This is a genomic window from Rhodococcus sp. MS16 (assembly GCF_013277795.1).
In the GTDB taxonomy this organism is placed as follows: Bacteria; Actinomycetota; Actinomycetes; order Mycobacteriales; family Mycobacteriaceae; genus Rhodococcus_F; species Rhodococcus_F globerula.
Map to the genome: position 1 here is coordinate 936,835 of NZ_VBTM01000003.1, position 17,269 is coordinate 954,103.

Annotated in this window: 13 protein-coding genes and 1 riboswitch; of the genes, 5 read left to right on the forward strand and 8 right to left on the reverse strand. The window is 62.1% G+C overall.

Features of this window, described 5'->3' with window-relative positions; translation table 11 throughout:
• Nucleotides 1–11: 11 nt before the first annotated feature.
• Nucleotides 12–1,064 (reverse strand): alpha/beta hydrolase, encoded by a 1,053-nt coding sequence (locus FEZ60_RS09415; RefSeq protein WP_172935961.1) that lies wholly within the window; start codon nucleotides 1,062–1,064, stop codon nucleotides 12–14.
• Nucleotides 1,065–1,159: 95 nt separating this feature from the next.
• On the opposite strand from FEZ60_RS09415, the gene FEZ60_RS09420 reads away from it, so the two are divergent.
• Nucleotides 1,160–2,038: a PaaX family transcriptional regulator C-terminal domain-containing protein gene (locus FEZ60_RS09420; protein ID WP_141486601.1), complete on the forward strand. Its 879-nt coding sequence runs from the start codon at nucleotides 1,160–1,162 to the stop codon at nucleotides 2,036–2,038.
• Here FEZ60_RS09420 and FEZ60_RS09425 read toward each other — a convergent pair.
• On the reverse strand, nucleotides 2,017–2,631 hold the full coding sequence (locus tag FEZ60_RS09425; RefSeq protein ID WP_092805979.1) for an LLM class flavin-dependent oxidoreductase: 615 nt from the start codon (nucleotides 2,629–2,631) through the stop codon (nucleotides 2,017–2,019). The two genes, FEZ60_RS09420 and FEZ60_RS09425, sit on opposite strands and share 22 nt — an antisense overlap.
• 130 nt (nucleotides 2,632–2,761) lie before the next feature.
• Complete coding sequence (locus tag FEZ60_RS09430) at nucleotides 2,762–4,084, reverse strand: aminotransferase class V-fold PLP-dependent enzyme (RefSeq protein WP_033236282.1); 1,323 nt, start codon at nucleotides 4,082–4,084, stop codon at nucleotides 2,762–2,764.
• A gap of 54 nt (nucleotides 4,085–4,138) precedes the next feature.
• Nucleotides 4,139–4,253, reverse strand: a riboswitch (SAM riboswitch).
• Between the two features lie 542 nt (nucleotides 4,254–4,795).
• Between FEZ60_RS09430 and FEZ60_RS09435 the strand changes: the two genes are divergently transcribed.
• The 3 genes from FEZ60_RS09435 to FEZ60_RS09445 all read left to right on the forward strand — a co-directional run bounded on the left by FEZ60_RS09435 (nucleotide 4,796) and on the right by FEZ60_RS09445 (nucleotide 11,977).
• A complete protein-coding gene (locus tag FEZ60_RS09435; protein WP_095888124.1) occupies nucleotides 4,796–6,649 on the forward strand; it encodes a BCCT family transporter in 1,854 nt (617 codons plus the stop codon).
• Between the two features lie 94 nt (nucleotides 6,650–6,743).
• Nucleotides 6,744–10,661, forward strand: a complete 3,918-nt coding sequence (locus FEZ60_RS09440; RefSeq protein ID WP_172935962.1) for a Pls/PosA family non-ribosomal peptide synthetase — start codon at nucleotides 6,744–6,746, stop codon at nucleotides 10,659–10,661.
• Nucleotides 10,646–11,977, forward strand: coding sequence for a M1 family metallopeptidase (locus tag FEZ60_RS09445; protein WP_095888122.1), 1,332 nt, complete (start codon nucleotides 10,646–10,648; stop codon nucleotides 11,975–11,977). Before FEZ60_RS09440 ends, FEZ60_RS09445 begins: the two co-directional genes overlap by 16 nt.
• Before the next feature lie 18 nt (nucleotides 11,978–11,995).
• Here FEZ60_RS09445 and FEZ60_RS09450 read toward each other — a convergent pair whose 3' ends face one another.
• The 5 genes from FEZ60_RS09450 to FEZ60_RS09470 are packed head-to-tail and all read right to left on the reverse strand — an operon-like array spanning nucleotide 11,996 to nucleotide 15,664.
• Nucleotides 11,996–12,400 carry a DUF4259 domain-containing protein gene (locus FEZ60_RS09450; RefSeq protein ID WP_141486602.1) on the reverse strand — a complete coding sequence of 135 codons (405 nt, stop codon included), beginning with the start codon at nucleotides 12,398–12,400 and terminating at the stop codon, nucleotides 11,996–11,998.
• Nucleotides 12,401–12,430: 30 nt separating this feature from the next.
• Complete coding sequence (locus FEZ60_RS09455) at nucleotides 12,431–13,705, reverse strand: MFS transporter (RefSeq protein WP_172935963.1); 1,275 nt, start codon at nucleotides 13,703–13,705, stop codon at nucleotides 12,431–12,433.
• Nucleotides 13,705–14,349: a GntR family transcriptional regulator gene (locus FEZ60_RS09460; RefSeq protein WP_172935964.1), complete on the reverse strand. Its 645-nt coding sequence runs from the start codon at nucleotides 14,347–14,349 to the stop codon at nucleotides 13,705–13,707. The genes FEZ60_RS09455 and FEZ60_RS09460 overlap by 1 nt, the downstream gene beginning before the upstream one ends.
• 34 nt (nucleotides 14,350–14,383) lie before the next feature.
• Nucleotides 14,384–15,181, reverse strand: coding sequence for an SDR family oxidoreductase (locus FEZ60_RS09465; protein ID WP_033236277.1), 798 nt, complete (start codon nucleotides 15,179–15,181; stop codon nucleotides 14,384–14,386).
• 27 nt (nucleotides 15,182–15,208) lie between these two features.
• The gene (locus FEZ60_RS09470; RefSeq protein WP_095888120.1) at nucleotides 15,209–15,664 is read right to left on the reverse strand and encodes a carboxymuconolactone decarboxylase family protein; all 456 of its coding nucleotides are present in this window, start codon (nucleotides 15,662–15,664) and stop codon (nucleotides 15,209–15,211) included.
• Nucleotides 15,665–15,714: 50 nt separating this feature from the next.
• Between FEZ60_RS09470 and FEZ60_RS09475 the strand changes: the two genes are divergently transcribed.
• On the forward strand, nucleotides 15,715–17,100 hold the full coding sequence (locus FEZ60_RS09475; RefSeq protein ID WP_172935965.1) for an aminotransferase class I/II-fold pyridoxal phosphate-dependent enzyme: 1,386 nt from the start codon (nucleotides 15,715–15,717) through the stop codon (nucleotides 17,098–17,100).
• Nucleotides 17,101–17,269: the final 169 nt, after the last annotated feature.

Genomic DNA, 17,269 nt, shown 5'->3' on the forward strand with positions numbered 1-17,269 from the left:
CGTCACTTCACTCAGCCCTGAATTCCCGCCAAGAATGCGGTTTGGTCCGCCAGATACCCGGGCGCGAAGAGCGAACGAGGTGCAAGGACGGCCACCAGGGTCGACATCAGTTCGGAGTCTTCGAGGTTCTTTTCCACCAGCGAATGAGTCGCTTCAGGGTACTTCTTGACCACCAATTGCCCTGGTGAGTCGAGCAATTCGCGATACACCGATTCCGTATCTGCCACGTCGACGTTCACGTCATGTCCGCCGAGAATCAAGAGCACCGGAACATCCACGGTTTCGAGATCGGCTCGGGCATCAGACCGATAGTTTTTCCGGATGAAGTTCCAGCGATCTTCGGTGAGACCGTCAGCCTCACCTGACACCACGAGATCGTCGAACGACGCGTCCCTGGCCAACTGTTCCAAATTCTTCGCTCGGTCGGCCCGGGCCTTCCCGAACTCGTCGGCCGACGCATTCCGTTCGGAAAGCTCTGCACGAGTATTGAATTCACCTTGCTCTAGCCAGTTGATCGCGGGACCCACAGCAATGACGAACGCGATGTCCGAATCGAGGTTTACCACCTTGGGCATCACCCAGCCTGCCTGACTTGCACCCCACAGGCCGATGCGAGCCGGATCGATATCCGAGCGTCCCCGCGCCCACTCGATCGCCGCTTCTGTCTCCGCGGCTCGATCATCCATGCTCTGATCCAGCCAATTGCCCGGCGCCCCGTTGACCCCCGGTTTGTCCCACGAAAGTGACGCGTAGCCTGCCTGCGCGAACGACTCCCAGAGCGGCCGGTAGAAGGTCTCGTGTGTTGCATCGATCGGTCCGTCTCCGTGGACAAAAACCACGAGCCCGAAGGGACCGTCACCGCGATCGGGAAGTGCCAGGACTCCCTGAAGCGGCACCAATCCCCCGGTGATCGTCACTTTTTCCTCACGGATGTCGTAGGTGTTTTGGTACAGGGTCCAGCCGACCAGACCAATGATCAGTAGAACGACCACCCCCAGAGAAGTGATCACCCACCTGCGTAAACGTGGGATGTTCGTCCTCTCGCTCACCGATTGCACCGCCATCTCCCCGCCCTAACGTACGAATGTCAAACGATCGTTTCTAATTGGATAGTACAGTTAGGGGCGAAGATGTCGATAAGAAAAGAAAGGGCCGGGCAATGACCGACACAGCTGTCGACGTACCCACGCGGATTCTGATCGAGGGACTTCTGCGCGCAGACGGAACTGTCGACGGGCACACCCTGTATGCCACCGCCGGCGCCCTCGACATGACGGACCAGCAGGTTCGACTGTGCATCAAGCGGTTGGTCGCCGAGGGAAAGTTCACACAGGAGGGGCGTGGGCGCAAGGCCACGCTGCGGGCAACCGCGAAAGCCGTGCGGGAGATGGAACCCGACGTCGAGTTCGTTCGGCTCGCCTTTCAACAAGATCGAGGCACCGAGGCGCCGTGGGATGGGCGCTGGCATGTGGTGGGATTCGCAATTCCGGAGTCGTCGCGGAAAGCGCGAGATGCACTGCGCACCAGGGTGACCTATCTCGGTGGAGCCCTGGTGCAGGGCGGCTTGTACGTCTCGCCGCACGCGTGGGAACCCTATGTTCTCGATGCGGCCGCCCAACTCGACGTCGAACAGTATCTGTCTTCGCTTACCACTCGCGATCTGAAAGTGGGCACCCTCGAAGACCCGTCGAAGATTGCCGCACAATTGTGGCCGCTGGATCAGATCGTGGCCGGATACGATCAGCTACTGAACGTGGCGACCTCGCGCCTGCAAAAACTGCGGAACACCTCAGCCTTCACTGCCACCGACGCCGTCACGATGACCGTCGAACTCGCCGCGGAATTCACGCGAGCAATGGAACCCGATCCGCTCCTGCCACCGGAACTACTGCCCACCAACTGGATCGGCAAGAGAGCGCGGTCGATCACTGCGCAGTGCTGGACACTTCTGGCGCAGGTGGACGGCGCCGACCAACTACCCTCGCTGTTCCACCTGTACGCAGATGCAATCGGTGATCAGGACGCGAGAGTGCGCTGACGCTGGGGCAATCCGAAGCGACCGAGAACTTCGTCGACAGCGGTGGCCGGAGTCACCAATCCCCGCGACTGCAGCCACGGAATGGTTTCGCCGACAAGATGTTCGAGGGTTCGAGGCAACGACAACGGGAGCAAAGTCACACCGTCTGCGACGTCGGCAGCTCGAATATCGGCAATCAAACTGCCGAGCCCGGACGGCGTACCGACGTAATGCAGCGACGCCGGGACTCGCGGGACGTTCAGCGCACTGTCCAACTGCGCCAACTCTTTACGCGCGGCCCGCGCTTCCGGAGCGATCAGAACTTCGAGATCGACCAACACTGCAACAGAGTCGGGATCGCGGCCGTCCTCGGCGATCGCTGCACGAATCTGGGCGCGCTGAGCCTGCGCGTCGCGCAGGTCGGTGGCCCGGATACGAATGACATTGACGGGGAAGGCCGTCAGATCGAGAAGGGTGTCACCTTCGGTGAGATCCACCCAGTAATCCGCGCCGATGAGCGGAAGGTTTCCGGGAGCTCCTTCGGCGGCGGGGTGGTGGCCGAATCCGGTGAGTTCAACAGCTACATGCAGGGAATGAGATGCGATAGAAGACATGTGTTTCTCCGAAAGTATGGAGGGAGGGGTGAGCGCGAGACGATCGTCAGCTCGTACACATTCCAAACGTCGCAGTTGTCATGTCTGCCATGTTAGTTGCCTATTTCAATCAGTGCATCCGGATGTGGGCTCAGACGCATTCGGCTGCGCCGGCGTCGCCGGCGGTGCCACCAAGGAAAGTGCGGGTCTCGGGCACGGGATTCCATGCACCGGCGGTCTTTTCGTAGTTCCAATCACGCTGATTCGAAACCAGGATGCTCACGGCGTTGATCAGGCGGGTGACGTCGTCGGAACTGCTGCCCAATCCGAGGCTGGCGCGCACGGCACCGCCGGACAGGCCGAGACGCGAGAGCAGCGGGTGCGCGCAGAAGCGTCCGTCGCGGACGCCGATGCCGTGTTCTGCGGAGAGGAATGCGGCAACCTCGCCGGCCTCGTAGCCGTCGACCGTGAAGGTGACGATTCCGACGGCGTCGGGAGCATCGGCCCACAACCGGAGCAAGTTGACGCCGGCGATGGCGGCCAGTCCGTCGGTCAGCTGAGCGGTGAGCGCCTTCTCGTGCTCCGAGATGGCGTCGAAGTCGAGCGCGGTCAGGGCGTCGCAGGCTGCGGCGATTGCAGCAGCACCGAGGACGTTGGGCGAACCGGCCTCGTGACGGGCGGGAGCACAGGCCCACTCGGTGGATTCCAGCGTCACCTCACGGACAGCGCCGCCACCGGCAAGGTACGGCTTGGCCTCGTCGAGCCAGTCGCGGCGACCGACGAGGACGCCGGCACCGAACGGTGCGTACAGCTTGTGACCCGAGAACGCGAGGTAGTCGACTCCGCATTCCTGCAGATCGATACGACGATGGGGAGCCAACTGAGCGGCGTCGACGAGGATGCGTGCACCACAACGGTGTGCAATGTCCGCGAGGCGTGCGATCGGCAGGATCTCGCCGGTCACGTTGGACGCTCCCGTGATGGCGAGGAGCGCGGCGGGCTTGGTGCACAGTTCCGCGATCAGGCGCTCGATGGTCTCTTCGACGGTATCGGCGGCCGTGACGATGCGAGCGTCGTTCCAGGGCAACAGGTTTGCGTGATGCTCGACGTCGAGAACGACGGTGCTGCCGGGCACGGACTGAGCGAGAAGATTGAGCGAGTCCGTGGTGTTGCGGGTGAAGACGACAACCTGATCGTCAGCGCAGTTCACGAAGCGAGCAACCGATTCGCGAGCGTTCTCGTAGGTCAGCGTGGAGATCCGGGAGGCGTATCCGGCACCGCGGTGAACGCTGGCGTACGTGGGAAGAAGTTCTGCAATGCGGTCGGTGACCTGGGCCAATGCGGGCGCGCTCGCTGCGTAGTCGAAGTTCGCGTAGGAACACTCGCCACCCTGGACGAGGGGAACCTGTAGGTCGGCGCCAGAAACCTTGGCAATGGGAGCGGTGCAGGTATCGGCACTCAGAACAGCAGTCATCGAAGACAATCCTCACGTTCAAGGACTCATTCGTTCGGGTGATGTCCCCGGAAGAGTCCGCGCTTGCCGAATCCGTTTTCGGATACAGCCGGGTCGTCACCCGGAGCACCCCACCGCGGAGGAGGGTTGCCGACCAGCAAGCCGGGGCTGAACACTGGTACTCGTGACCTGCAAACGAGAATGGCAGGAGTCAACCGGCTTGTCAACCCCAACGCAGAACACGCTCTCGACTCCGACAAATCGCCCGACATCTCTTCGTGGTGACCACCATCACGGTAACGTTTCGGCCTCCGTGGCACCGCAACCTTCCGAGGAGCATTCACGGGCCATAACCGCTTGACCTACAGAATCATTCACCGAGTTTGACAAATACGATTCGTTCCGAATCTCGCATTGACCCTTCATTCCTTGTATTCCAGAGAGATTCGAACAGATTTCGAGCAAACGATTACGAGAATCCTTAAACAGCAACAAAATACAGATCGATAGTCGAACAAGACCGGCAGATTCGTCAACACTGCACCATCTTTCATTCATTTGAGTCGACAGAACTGCGCAGCTACGTTGAATTGCAAAGCAATAGCCCGGTCTTTACTGCGATGGTGCGAGCGCATGCCCACCTACGTGACCTGTGGCCGCCGTACGAGGGCTGAGCGCGTCGACGATGTCGCCGGAGTGCGACAAGAACGCTGAACTGTATGAAGGAGCGAGATGACTGCGGTCAAAAACGCGTGGAGGGGACTACGGAAACCCGTATTCGTCCCGGCATCGATAGTGATCTTCGGGTTGATCGCCTTTGCTGTGATCTACTCCGGGACTGCGTCCGACGCCTTCCAGAGCCTCAACAACGCCATCACCGATGGTGTCGGCTGGTGGTACATCCTGTCTGCCACCGGATTTGTGGTCTTTGCGCTCTACTGCGCGATCAGCCGGATCGGCAACATCAGACTCGGCCGCGACGACGAACAACCCGAGTTCGGCATGATGTCCTGGTTTGCCATGCTCTTCAGTGCAGGCATGGGCATCGGTCTGGTGTTTTACGGAGTGGCAGAACCACTTTCGCACTACGTGGACCCGCCGGTCGCGGGCCGGGTAGCAGGATCGACCGACGCGGCCGCAAATCAGGCCATGGAACTGACGATGTTCCACTGGGGCCTGCACGCGTGGGCAATCTACGTTGTCGTCGGCCTCGGACTGGCGTACATGACCTACCGCAAGGGTCGCCCGCTGTCGATCCGCTGGCTCCTCGAACCCCTACTCGGACGCGCCCGCATCGAGGGCAAGATCGGGCACGCCATCGACGTCGTTGCGATCGTCGGCACCCTGTTCGGCGTCGCGACCTCGCTCGGATTCGGTGTTCAGCAGATTACCGCCGGCCTCGACTACCTCGGCTGGGTGGAGACCGACAACTGGTTGGTCATCGCCATCATTGTCATCGTGACCGGTATGGCTACTTTCTCCGTGGTCTCCGGTGTCACCAAAGGACTGAAGTGGCTCTCCAACATCAACATGATCCTGGCCGCGGTTCTGGCTCTGTTCGTGCTGATCCTCGGCCCCACGCTGTTCCTCCTGCAGTCCTGGGTGCAGAACCTCGGCGGCTACGTTCAGGCCCTTCCGGAACTGATGCTGCGCACCTCACCGTTTGCCGACGACGGCTGGGCCGGCGCGTGGACGATCTTCTACTGGGGATGGTGGATGAGTTGGGCGCCGTTTGTCGGCATGTTCATCGCCCGCATTTCGCGTGGACGCACCATCCGTGAATTTGTGTTCGGTGTTCTGCTCGCGCCCACACTCGTCGGTTCGCTGTGGTTCACGATCTTCGGCAACTCCGGCATCCTGCGTCAGCGCAACGAGGGCACCATGCTCGACGCGTCCGGCGCCGTCGATACCAACACGTCGCTGTTCACGCTGCTCGACGGTCTTCCGCTCGGCACTATCTCGAGTGTTCTCGCGATCGTTGTCATCGTGTTCTTCTTCGTGACGTCGGCCGACTCGGGTTCGATCGTCATCGACATTCTCGCGACGGGCGGCAATCTCGAGACATCCAAGATCACCCGGGTCTACTGGACCTTCCTGTCCGGCGCCGCCGCGGCTGTTCTGCTTCTGGTCGGCGGCAGTGGATCACTGACCGCCCTGCAAACCGTGGCTATCGCGACGGCGGTTCCGTTCTCGATCATCATGGTGCTGGCGTGCCTGTCGATGCTCAAGGCGTTCCGATACGAGGTTGCCGCGGCTCCGCGGTACTTGCGGATCTCGACCACCAACAGCTCGGTCGACGTGCCACAACCGTCGACCAAACGATTGCGCGACCTGAACATCTCGTCGAGCTTCGCCGGGCTGACGCCGTCGCAATCAGGAATCACCACTGATCCGAGTGATACCCACATGTTCGTCGCAGTCCACGAAGTCCCGCAGCACGCGGTCAACATCAACCCGGATACCGGCGTCGTCGACATCTCCGCAGATTCTCGTGCCGTCGACCCGCTGGGCGGCGAAGTGTTCGACACTCCGGAGTTCGCCGATTCGGCCGAAGGACACCTGCAGAGCGTCACGAATTCGGAATAAGCGCCGCGTCGGCATGTTGCATTAGGCAGAACTGTTCACCAACTCGCAAACTTGTCATGAGATAACAACTCGACAGGTCGCACGACTGAGATTCATGAGCAGAACAGGATCAACGGGTTTGCCACTCCAGCCGCACGCGGAAACGGAATCGTCTTTCGGGATTCCGTCCGTATTTCTCCGCTCGACGCAGGCACCTGCGCCGCGCACCCTCATCGACATCGTGCGGGCATCCGCGCAGGCCAACCCCGAAGCACCTGCCATCGACGACGGTGAGACGACGCTGTCGTACGCCGAACTGCTGGGCGAAATCGAACAGGGCGCGCGCTGGCTCGCCGATGCCGGAGTCGGCGCGGGTGATCGCGTCGGCATCCGGATGCCGTCCGGTTCGCGTTCGCTGTACGTGGCAATCCTGTCGATCCTCGCGGCCGGCGCTGCCTACGTACCCGTCGACGCCGATGATCCGGAAGAGCGCGCCGAACTCGTTTTCGGTGAAGCCCAGGTAGCCGCGATCATCACGGGTGACGGCATCGGGCCTGGCACGGCACCGAAGCGGCTGGAGCACCCACCCGTGCGCGATCCCCTGCCCGAAGACGACGCCTGGATCATCTTCACCTCCGGGTCCACCGGCACACCCAAGGGCGTCGCCGTCACCCACCTCAATGCCGCAGCGTTTGTCGACGCCGAGGCCCGCATGTTCCTTCAGGACGAGCCGATCGGGCCCGGTGACCGTGTTCTCGCGGGACTGTCCGTCGCCTTCGACGCGTCGTGTGAGGAAATGTGGCTCGCGTGGCGTCATGCCGCCTGCCTGGTTCCCGCACCGCGATCACTCGTGCGCAGTGGCATGGACCTCGGGCCGTGGCTGGTCTCCCGCGACGTCAGCATCGTCTCCACTGTTCCCACGTTGGCGTCGTTGTGGCCGGCCGAGGCCCTCGAAGCTGTCCGCCTCCTGATCTTCGGCGGTGAAGCCTGCCCGCCCGAGTTGGCCGAACGCCTGGCCGTCGAAGGCCGCGAGGTGTGGAACACGTACGGACCGACCGAAGCGACGGTTGTTGCGTGCGGGGCTTTGATGGACGGCAAGAGTCCCGTCAGCATCGGGCTCCCCCTCGACGGCTGGGACCTTGCAGTCGTCGACGCTCAGAACAACCCCGTCGCAGTCGGGGAGGTGGGCGAACTGGTGATCGGTGGCGTCGGCCTCGCCCGCTATCTCGACCCGGCAAAAGACGCCGAGAAGTACGCGTCGATGCCCTCACTCGGTTGGGAGCGTGCCTATCGCAGTGGCGACCTCGTCCGGCTCGAGCTCGAGGGGCTCATGTTCCAGGGCCGGGCCGACGATCAGGTCAAGCTCGGTGGCCGACGGATCGAACTCGGCGAGGTCGACAACGCGCTGCAGAACCTTCCCGGTGTCAGTGGTGCCGCAGCCGCGGTCAAGAAGACTGCGGCCGGAAACCAAATACTCGTGGGATACATCGCGAGTACCGACCCCGCTTTCGACCTCAAGGCAGCGCACGCGACGCTCAGCGAACAGTTGCCGGCAGCGCTCGTCCCGCGTCTGGCGTTGATGGACGAACTCCCGACGCGTACCTCCGGCAAGGTCGACCGCAACGCTCTCCCCTGGCCCCTTCCCGGTGCCGGCGAAGATGCCGGAGCCGCACTCGGACTCGACGGAACCGCGGCCTGGGTCGCGGGACTGTGGGGTTCCATCCTCGGCGCCCAGATCACCGGCCTCGACAACGATTTCTTCGAAGTGGGCGGCGGATCACTCTCCGCGGCCCAGCTGGTGACGGCACTACGCGAACGCTTCCCCGAGGTCACCGTCGCCCAGCTTTACGATCATCCACGGTTGGGGTCCCTGGCCGAATACCTCGACGAATTGGCTCCTACGGAAACCGTCGAACCACGTATCGTCACGCCCACGCCTCTGAAAACCCAACTGGCTCAGGTTGCGGCAACGGTTCCGATCACCACCCTGGCCGGACTCCAGTGGGTTACCTGGATCGCGATCGCGAACAACGTTCTCGCGTGGTTCGTCGACGTCAGCTGGGCGCCGACGGTCTCGTGGTGGTGGATTCTGTTGGCATTCATCGTCTTCATCACGCCGATCGGCCGTATGACCATCGCGGTGATCGGCACCCGAGCCCTGCTGCGCAACCTACAGCCGGGCACCTACCCGCGCGGCGGCAGTGAACACATGCGACTGTGGATCGCTCAGCGACTCACCGAAGCCAGTGGCGCAGCAAATCTTTCGGGCGCACCGTGGATGTTGTACTACGCGCGAGCCCTCGGAGCCGACATCGGCCACGGCGTCGACCTGCACACGTTGCCGCCCGTCACCGGCATGCTCGAACTCGGCGACGGGTGCTCCGTCGAACCCGAAGTCGACCTGTCCGGTCACTGGATCGACGGCGATCTCATTCATATCGGTGAGATCAAGATCGGGGCCGGTGCTTCTATCGGTTCGCGTTCCACACTTCTGCCCGGTGCCCGTGTCGGACGCGGCGCCGTCGTCGAACCCGGATCAGCTGTGTTCGGCCGGGTGAAAGCCAATCAGCAGTGGGCAGGTTCGCCAGCCACCAAGGTCGGCAAAGCGAATCATCCTTGGCCGTCGGAACATCCGAAGCGCGCCCCCGGCTGGGTTCCGGTGTACGGCATCACGTCCGTCTTCCTTGCCGGTGTCCCGATCTTTGCTCTCGTTGCCGGAATCGTGTTGATCGGTTGGTGGATTCGCAACACCGAAACCCTCGGTAGCGCAATTGCCCAGTCGCTCATCATGCTTCCCTTCGCGACGATTCTGAGCCTGCTGGTCTTTGCCGTCATCACGCTAGTCTCAGTACGCCTGTTGTCGATCGGATTGACCGAGGGATACCACCCCGTCCGCAGCCGGATCGGCTGGCAGGTCTGGGCCACCGAGCGTCTACTCGACTCCGCCCGCACCTTCCTCTTCCCGCTGTACGCCAGCCTGCTCACGCCCGGCTGGTTGCGCCTCCTCGGCGCCAAGATCGGCAAGAACGTCGAAGCGTCCACCGTCCTGCTCCTTCCCAAGTTCACGACCGTCGCAGACGGCGCGTTCCTCGCCGACGACACCATGGTCGCCAGCTACGGGCTCGGCGGCGGCTGGATGCACATCGAGCACGCCAAGATCGGCAAGCGCGCATTCCTCGGCAACTCCGGAATGACCGCCCCCGGCCGACGCGTCCCCAAGAACGGGCTTGTTGCGGTGTTGTCCGCGACGCCGTCGAAGGCGAAGTCCGGATCCTCCTGGCTCGGTAGCCCGCCCGTGCGCCTGCGTCGTGCAGTCGGAGACACCGACGCGGCCCGCACCTTCAATCCCCCGACGCGTCTCAAGATCGCCCGCGGCGTCGTGGAAACCTGCCGACTCATCCCCGTCATGGTCACCTTCGGCATCGGCCTTGGCGTGCTGTTTGCACTCGAAGCCCTCGCCGGCGCTGTCGGATTCTGGTTCGCCGCTCTGCTCAGTGGCGTCGTCTTGCTGATCGCGGGCGCCGTTGCCGGGACGATCACCGTCGCGGCCAAGTGGCTTGTCGTCGGCAAGATCAAGAAGGTGGAGCATCCACTCTGGAGTTCCTTCGTCTGGCGCAACGAGGTTGCTGACGCCTTTGTCGAGACTGTTGCCGCTCCCTGGTTCGCACGAGCAGCAACTGGCACTGCCGTACTGAACATTTTCTTGCGCGGACTCGGCGCCAAAATAGGCAAAGGGGTTTGGTGCGAGTCGTACTGGCTACCCGAAGCAGATCTCGTGACTTTGGGTGACGGGGCAACCGTCGAACGGGGGTGCGTCGTGCAAACTCACCTCTTCCATGATCGGATTATGGCCATGGACACCGTCACCTTGGGAGCAGGAGCAACGCTGGGACCACACTGTGTCGCGCTACCCGCAGCCGGAATCGGCGCAGGCGCAACCGTCGGACCTGCATCATTGGTCATGCGAGGTGACACCGTTCCGCCGTCGACCCGGTGGCAGGGCAACCCCATTGCCCCATGGGCGGCTTCGTGAAGCCGAACAAGATGCTCGACGAGCCGATCGATCCGTACCTGCCGCAGAACGGCAACCGCGGATATCGCGTATCCCGGTACGAATTGGAACTGACCTACAAGGTTTTCAGTAACCGTCTGGCCGGCAAAGCCGTCATCACCGCCGTCACCACCGAGAACCGATCCAAGTTCAGCTTCGATCTTGCCCAGAACCTGCAGGTGTCCAAGGTGTCGGTCAACGGCGCCCGCGGCGCCAAGTACTCCCGCCAGAACAACAAGCTGATCGTCACGCCCGGCACCAAGATTCCCGCCGGCGGAGCGCTCTCGGTCACCGTTCAGTACACCGGAAATCCCGAACCCATCAAAGGTCTCTGGGGTGAAGTCGGCTGGGAAGAACTCACCGAAGGAACCCTCGTCGCGAGCCAGCCCAACGGGGCCGCGTCGTGGTTCCCGTGCGACGACCACCCCAGTTCCAAAGCGTCGTACCGCATTTCGATCACCACCGATTCACCGTTCTACGCACTCGCCAACGGCGCATTGGTGCGCAAGCAAACCCGCGCCAGCGCAACCACCTGGGTGTACGAGCAGACCGAGCCCATGGCCACCTACTTGGCGACCATTCAGATCGGGCAGTACGAGCATCGGCAGGTCAGCTCCGGCCGGGTCCCGATCTTCGCGGTTCATCCACCCCGGTTGCACAACGAGTTCGACGTCGACTTCTCACGCCAGCCGCAGATGCTCGACGTCTTCGGCAAACTGTTCGGCCCGTACCCCTTTGCCGACTACACCGCCGTGGTCACCGACGACGAACTCGAGATTCCCATCGAAGCACAGGGGCTCTCGATTTTCGGCGCCAATCACTGCACCGGCCGACGCGGCTCCGAACGCCTTGTCGCACACGAGTTGGCACACCAGTGGTTCGGCAACAGCCTCACGATCGGCGCGTGGTGCGACATCTGGCTACACGAAGGTTTTGCCTGTTACGCGGAGTGGATCTGGTCCGAGAACTCTGGTGGCCCGTCGTCCGAAGCCCTTGCGGCCAACGCTTATCAAGGACTGATGCGCAAGCCTCAGGATCTCATCCTCGGCAATCCCGGGCCGGCCATGATGTTCGACGATCGAATCTACAAACGCGGCGCACTTACCCTGCACACTTTGCGCGGGGTTCTGGGAGACGACAAGTTCTTCGAGCTCCTCCGTCAGTGGACTACCAAGCACCGCCACAGCACTGTCAGCACCGAGCAGTTCACAGATCTGGCATCACGATTCACCGACATCCCGCTGCGTCCACTGTGGGACGCGTGGCTCAATCAGAAACCCCTACCTCGCCGGACCTGAGTCATCGATCGGTCCACCTCAGCTCAGGGTTTTGAGGCTCTCCAACCTTTTCAGGATCGGCGCCCGCCATTCCTCGACATCTTCCGGACCGTTCTCGGCCCACAACTCGTAGAGTTCGGAAGTTTCGGGGTCGGCAATCGTGCGCTCGAGTGTCGCGAGAATCCATTCGCGCTGCTCCGGGGTCAAGGACGCGGTGTAGGCAACGGCATCGATACCGTCGAGTTGCTCAGGGGCCGGTAGGAGTCCGTGCGCCACCGCAACAATCTCAGCGATCGCGATTGCCGCCTGCGAATCGTCCACCTCGACGTACTCGTCGTCGACATGGCTGGTGAAATCGGCGATGTCGAACTCACCGGCCCGAACCGCCACAAGCAAATCGCCGGCCGCGTCGTTTTCGAACGGACCCGAACCCCAAGTCCCCATTGAGTATTCCTCCTGATTCGTGGGCCAGGCTCAGCCCGCCTTGACCATAGCCGATTCATCCGCCGGGAGATGCGACCGGGATTTGAACAGTACGAGTACGAGGCAGGCCGCAGCTGCCGCAGAGCCGAACAACAGGGTTGCCGTATAGCTCAGCGCCGGAGTGCTTTCCGACAGCATCGCCAAGACCGCCGGAACCGCGAACCCGATATAGGTGATCGAGTAGAACACTGCGGTCAGGCCGGCGAGGTCATCCGGCCCGGCTATGCGCTGAATCTCGAGCAGGCCGGACACCAACGCCATTCCGTACCCGCAGCCCAGGATCGCAGCCGCAACAATCGCGGCGGCAACTGTCAGCGACGACGCCACCAAGGCCGCTGCAGCCATTCCGATTACCAGGAACACCAGCGCGACGACGGCGCCGCGTGCACTGCTGTTCGTGTCGATCTTGCGTCCGAGGGACTGGATCGCAAATCCGCAGGCCAAGGCAACAACACAGAGGAACGCCGAGAAAGCGACCGGCGCGTTGCCACTGTGGCCGGTCATCAGCGCGGGGATGACTGCGTACCCGACACTTGCTGCTCCGAACACCCACGGCGCCAACGGAACAACTACGTACAGGAATCGGCGATGACCGGCGGACGGAATCTTCAGGTCGTCGATCAACCGTCGACGCTCGGTCTTCGGTTGCGCGGCGCGAGTCTCAGGTGCGCGCCACAAGGCAACTCCCGCAAGCACAGTGATCACGATATGCAAGACATAAGCCAACGCGCTGGGCAGTGGCGCCCACTGTGCCAACACGCCGGCGAAGCCCGCACCCAACGCAAAACCGGCGGTCAAACTCATCGCGGCACGCCTGGCACCAGAGCCCTCGGTGGCATCCGGATCCCAAGGAGCTGCAGATAGTTCCTTCACCCAGGAACCGCCGACGGCCATGCCGATTCCCAGCGCGATACCGCAGAGAATACGTCCGACAATCAGGACGGCTGCGGAATCTGCTCCGAAAGCCAGCAGCGTCGAGCCTGCGATCGCGATGAACGGGGCCGGGAGCATGATCGGGCGTCGACCCAGCCGATCGGACAGCGGGCCACCGAGCAAGAGCGCAGGAACGATCCCTACTACGTAGGCAAAGAGGAAGAAGTCGACCATCACGGGCGAATAGCCGTGGTCGATTCGGTACATCACCAACAGCGGTGTGAACTCGTTCCCGCCCCAGGCAACTGCGAACATACTGGCGGCAACCATGAGCCAGGCTCGGGCAGAACGGTTTTCCGTTGACCTGTTCGACAACACAGTTTCGACGCTCATCACAGACCTCCCCGCAGTCCGAGACCATGAACACGACGCATATGCGCCAGCACCGCGGTGTTGTATGCATCGGCATCGCCGGCCTCGACAAGGCTGACCAGTTCGGCATGGTCTTCGAGAATCCTGGGGAGCTTGCCTGGGTCGAGCGAGATCGATCGTGCCGTCATGCGCCGCTGTCGATCCCGCAGACCGGCGTAGAAGGTATCGAGCAGAGGGTTGTCACCCGCAGCAACGATCATCTTATGGAAATCTGCGTCGGCGGCGCTGAATGCTGCGACGTCGCCGCCGTCGGCTAGCTCGCGCTGCTCGGCCATGCTCGCCTGCAAAGCTGCAATCAATCCGCTACGAGCCTGCGGTCGGTCAGCTACAACACGCACACTCTGCGTCTCTACCAGTTGCCGCGCCGCGACCACATGCTCGGCCTCGCCGTCCGCCACGGGGACGATCAATGCACCCTTCTTCGGGTACAGGCGCATCCACCCTTCGGCTTCGAGCCGCAGAAACGCCTCACGCACGGGAGTACGACTGCACTCCATTCGACTGGCGATCTCGCCCTCGCTGATGAGCTCACCACCGGGTAACTCCCCGGACAGGATGAGTTCCTTCACTTCGCGGAATACCGACTCCGCCGTGGAATGCAACATAGACACAAGATGTATTTATACTCTTCCGTGCAGGTCAGTAGTACACCGGCCCCGGAATACCGCCGCCGACAGCAACCGCGTCACCCGTGATCGCGACGCTGCGCGGCGACGCCAGGAACGTGACGACGTCGGCCACCTCGGCGGCGTCGACGATCTTGCGAATCGAGTTGGTGGCAATCCCCGCTTCCACCTCGGCGAGCGATTGCCCCGTCAGATTTATCTCGTCTTCGATCCGTGCATTCAGTCGTTCGGTTCGAGTCACTCCAGGATGAACCACCGTTACATTGATTCCACTGGGGCCCAACTCGTCGGCCAAGTTCTTCGTCAGCGCCGAGACACTGACGTTGCGCACCGTATGCGCAATCGAGGTGGCGGTACGCGCGCCCAGGCCACTGATGTTGATGATCCTGCCCCAGCCCTGCGCCACCATGTGCGGGGCGACTGCCCGGGCCGTACGGAGATAGCCGAGAACCTTCACCTCGACTTCTCCCCGCACTACGTCATCGGTCGTCGACCAGAAATCCGTTGGCCTTCCAGCGCTCCACGGGGTTGCCGCAGAGTTGACCAGAATGTCGACGCCACCCAACGTCGCGACAACCTCACGTACCGCCGCCTGAATTGCGTCGTCGTCTCGCGTATCGGCGGCCACGCCGATTGCTCGAATCCCGAACTCCGACGCCAGTTCTCGGGCTGTGTCGGTCACTGACTGTTCTGTTCGGGCAAGTATCGCGAGATCGACGCCTTCCTCGGCTAAACCTCTGGCGATCGCAAGCCCGATCCCCTTGCTACCACCAGCAACAATTGCGCGTTTTCCCGAAAGTCGAAGATCCATGCCGCGAGACTATCCACACGAGGGGAATCAGTCCCGGACAGGCGGTGCCATACGCGAAGTGACGGCAATGCGGTTCCATGCATTGATGGTCAAGATGACACTGATGAGCTGAGCCAGCTCTGCGTCGGCGAAGTGCTCGGACGCCTCGTTGTATACGGCGTCGGGAACAAACCCGTCGGTGAGAACTGTGACGGCCTCCGTCAATGCGAGGGCTGCGCGCTCCTTGTCGGAGTAGAGATCCCGGGCTTCCTCCCATGCGTTCAGCAGGTACAGCTTCTGCTCCGTCACGCCGGCTTTGCGCGCATCACGTGTGTGCATGTCCAAGCACCATGCACAATGATTCAACTGCGACGCACGCGTCAGCATCAACTCGACCAGTGTGGGATCCAGGCCCTTACGTGCAGCACTGTCCAGCGCGACCATGGCCTTGTAAACGTCGGGTGCCAGCTGTGCGATGTTGAGTCGTTGCCCTGTTGTTGTCATACCTAGAACGATAATCTCGCAATGACCCTCAAACATGGTTCAATTTGCGAGTGAATTCGTGGGCCAATCTCGGTTTCGATCTGCACATCGAACTGCCGCACGGCGTCGGCGTCAAAGCAGCGCTTCTGCAGGCACTTCGCGACGCGATCGACGGCGGTGTCTTGAAGCCTGGCACCAGACTCCCGCCGTCGCGCACACTTGCACACGACCTCGGCATAGCGCGAAACACCGTGGCCGATTGCTACGCCGAACTCGCCGCAGCCGGGTGGCTCGCGACACGTCAGGGCTCCGGCACCGTCGTCGCTTCGCTCGCGGACTCCCGCAATGACGCGGCGCCCGCACCATCGACAGTGCGCTTCACACACAGTTTGATGCCCGGATCGCCTGACGTATCAGCCTTTCCTCGTTCGGCCTGGATTTCGTCTGCCCGACGGGCTTTAACCGCAGCACCTAACGACGCGTTTGCAGCCACTGATCCCCGAGGTCGCGTCGAACTTCGCAACGCCCTCTCCGGGTACCTGGGCCGAACCAGAGGGGTGCGGGTAGACCCGAATCGAATAGTGGTCAGCGCCGGTTCAGGTCACGGGATCGCGCTTCTAGCCCGCACCCTCGGCGGAACATTTGCAGTGGATGCTTACAGTCTTCATCTACACCGGAAGTTACTGATCGACGAGGGCATACGAACCGTTCCTATCTCGGTTGACGAATCAGGCACGTGCACAGACGAATTGGCATCCACTACCGCCGGAGCCGCACTTCTGACGCCGACGCACCAGTTTCCACTCGGCGGACCACTCACACCCGCACGGCGGGCAACTGCCGTCGAATGGGCGTCGAGCACTGGCGGAGTAATACTGGAGGACGACTACGACGGTGAATTCCGTTACGACAGAAAGCCCGTCGGCGCACTACAGGGGATCGCCCCACAACACGTCGCCTACCTCGGAACCGCGAGCAAGACGCTCTCGCCGGCCATTCGTATCGGCTGGATGGTGTTGCCGGACAGATTGATCGAACCCGTGCTCGCAGTCAAAGGGCCGTACGAGCGTTGGGTCAGTTCAACCGATCAGCTGACGCTGGCAGATTTCATCGAGTCAGGACGGTTCGACAGTCACATTCGGAAGATGCGGGTTTCCTACCGACAACGACGCGATCAACTGGTTGCGATCCTCTCTGCGCGAGTACCCGAAGTTCGGGTCGAGGGGATCTCCGCGGGACTTCATGCCGTAGTTCGATTGCCCCGTGGCAGCGAACAATCCGTGATGGCTGCCGCGAATTCGCGCGGCCTCGGACTTGAAGGGCTGTCAACATTCCGGCACCCCGACGCGTCTTCCGCCGGCTCCGACGGCATCGTTGTCGGATACAGCACGCCCTCGCCGTCCCAGTACCCTCGGGCACTCGAAATGCTCTGCGAGACATTGGAATCAGCGCTGTGACAGCGTCCGGTTCGCCTCGATTGCCCCGCCCGTGATGGTGCGAACGGTACGTTCGGTCGATCCGAGGCGACGGGTGTACCGTTCGCTCGATCCCGGGGGGTGTTTCGGGGACACGAAAAAGCCCCCCAACAATGTTGGGGGGCTTTTTCAAGTTGTGTTCGGCGGTGTC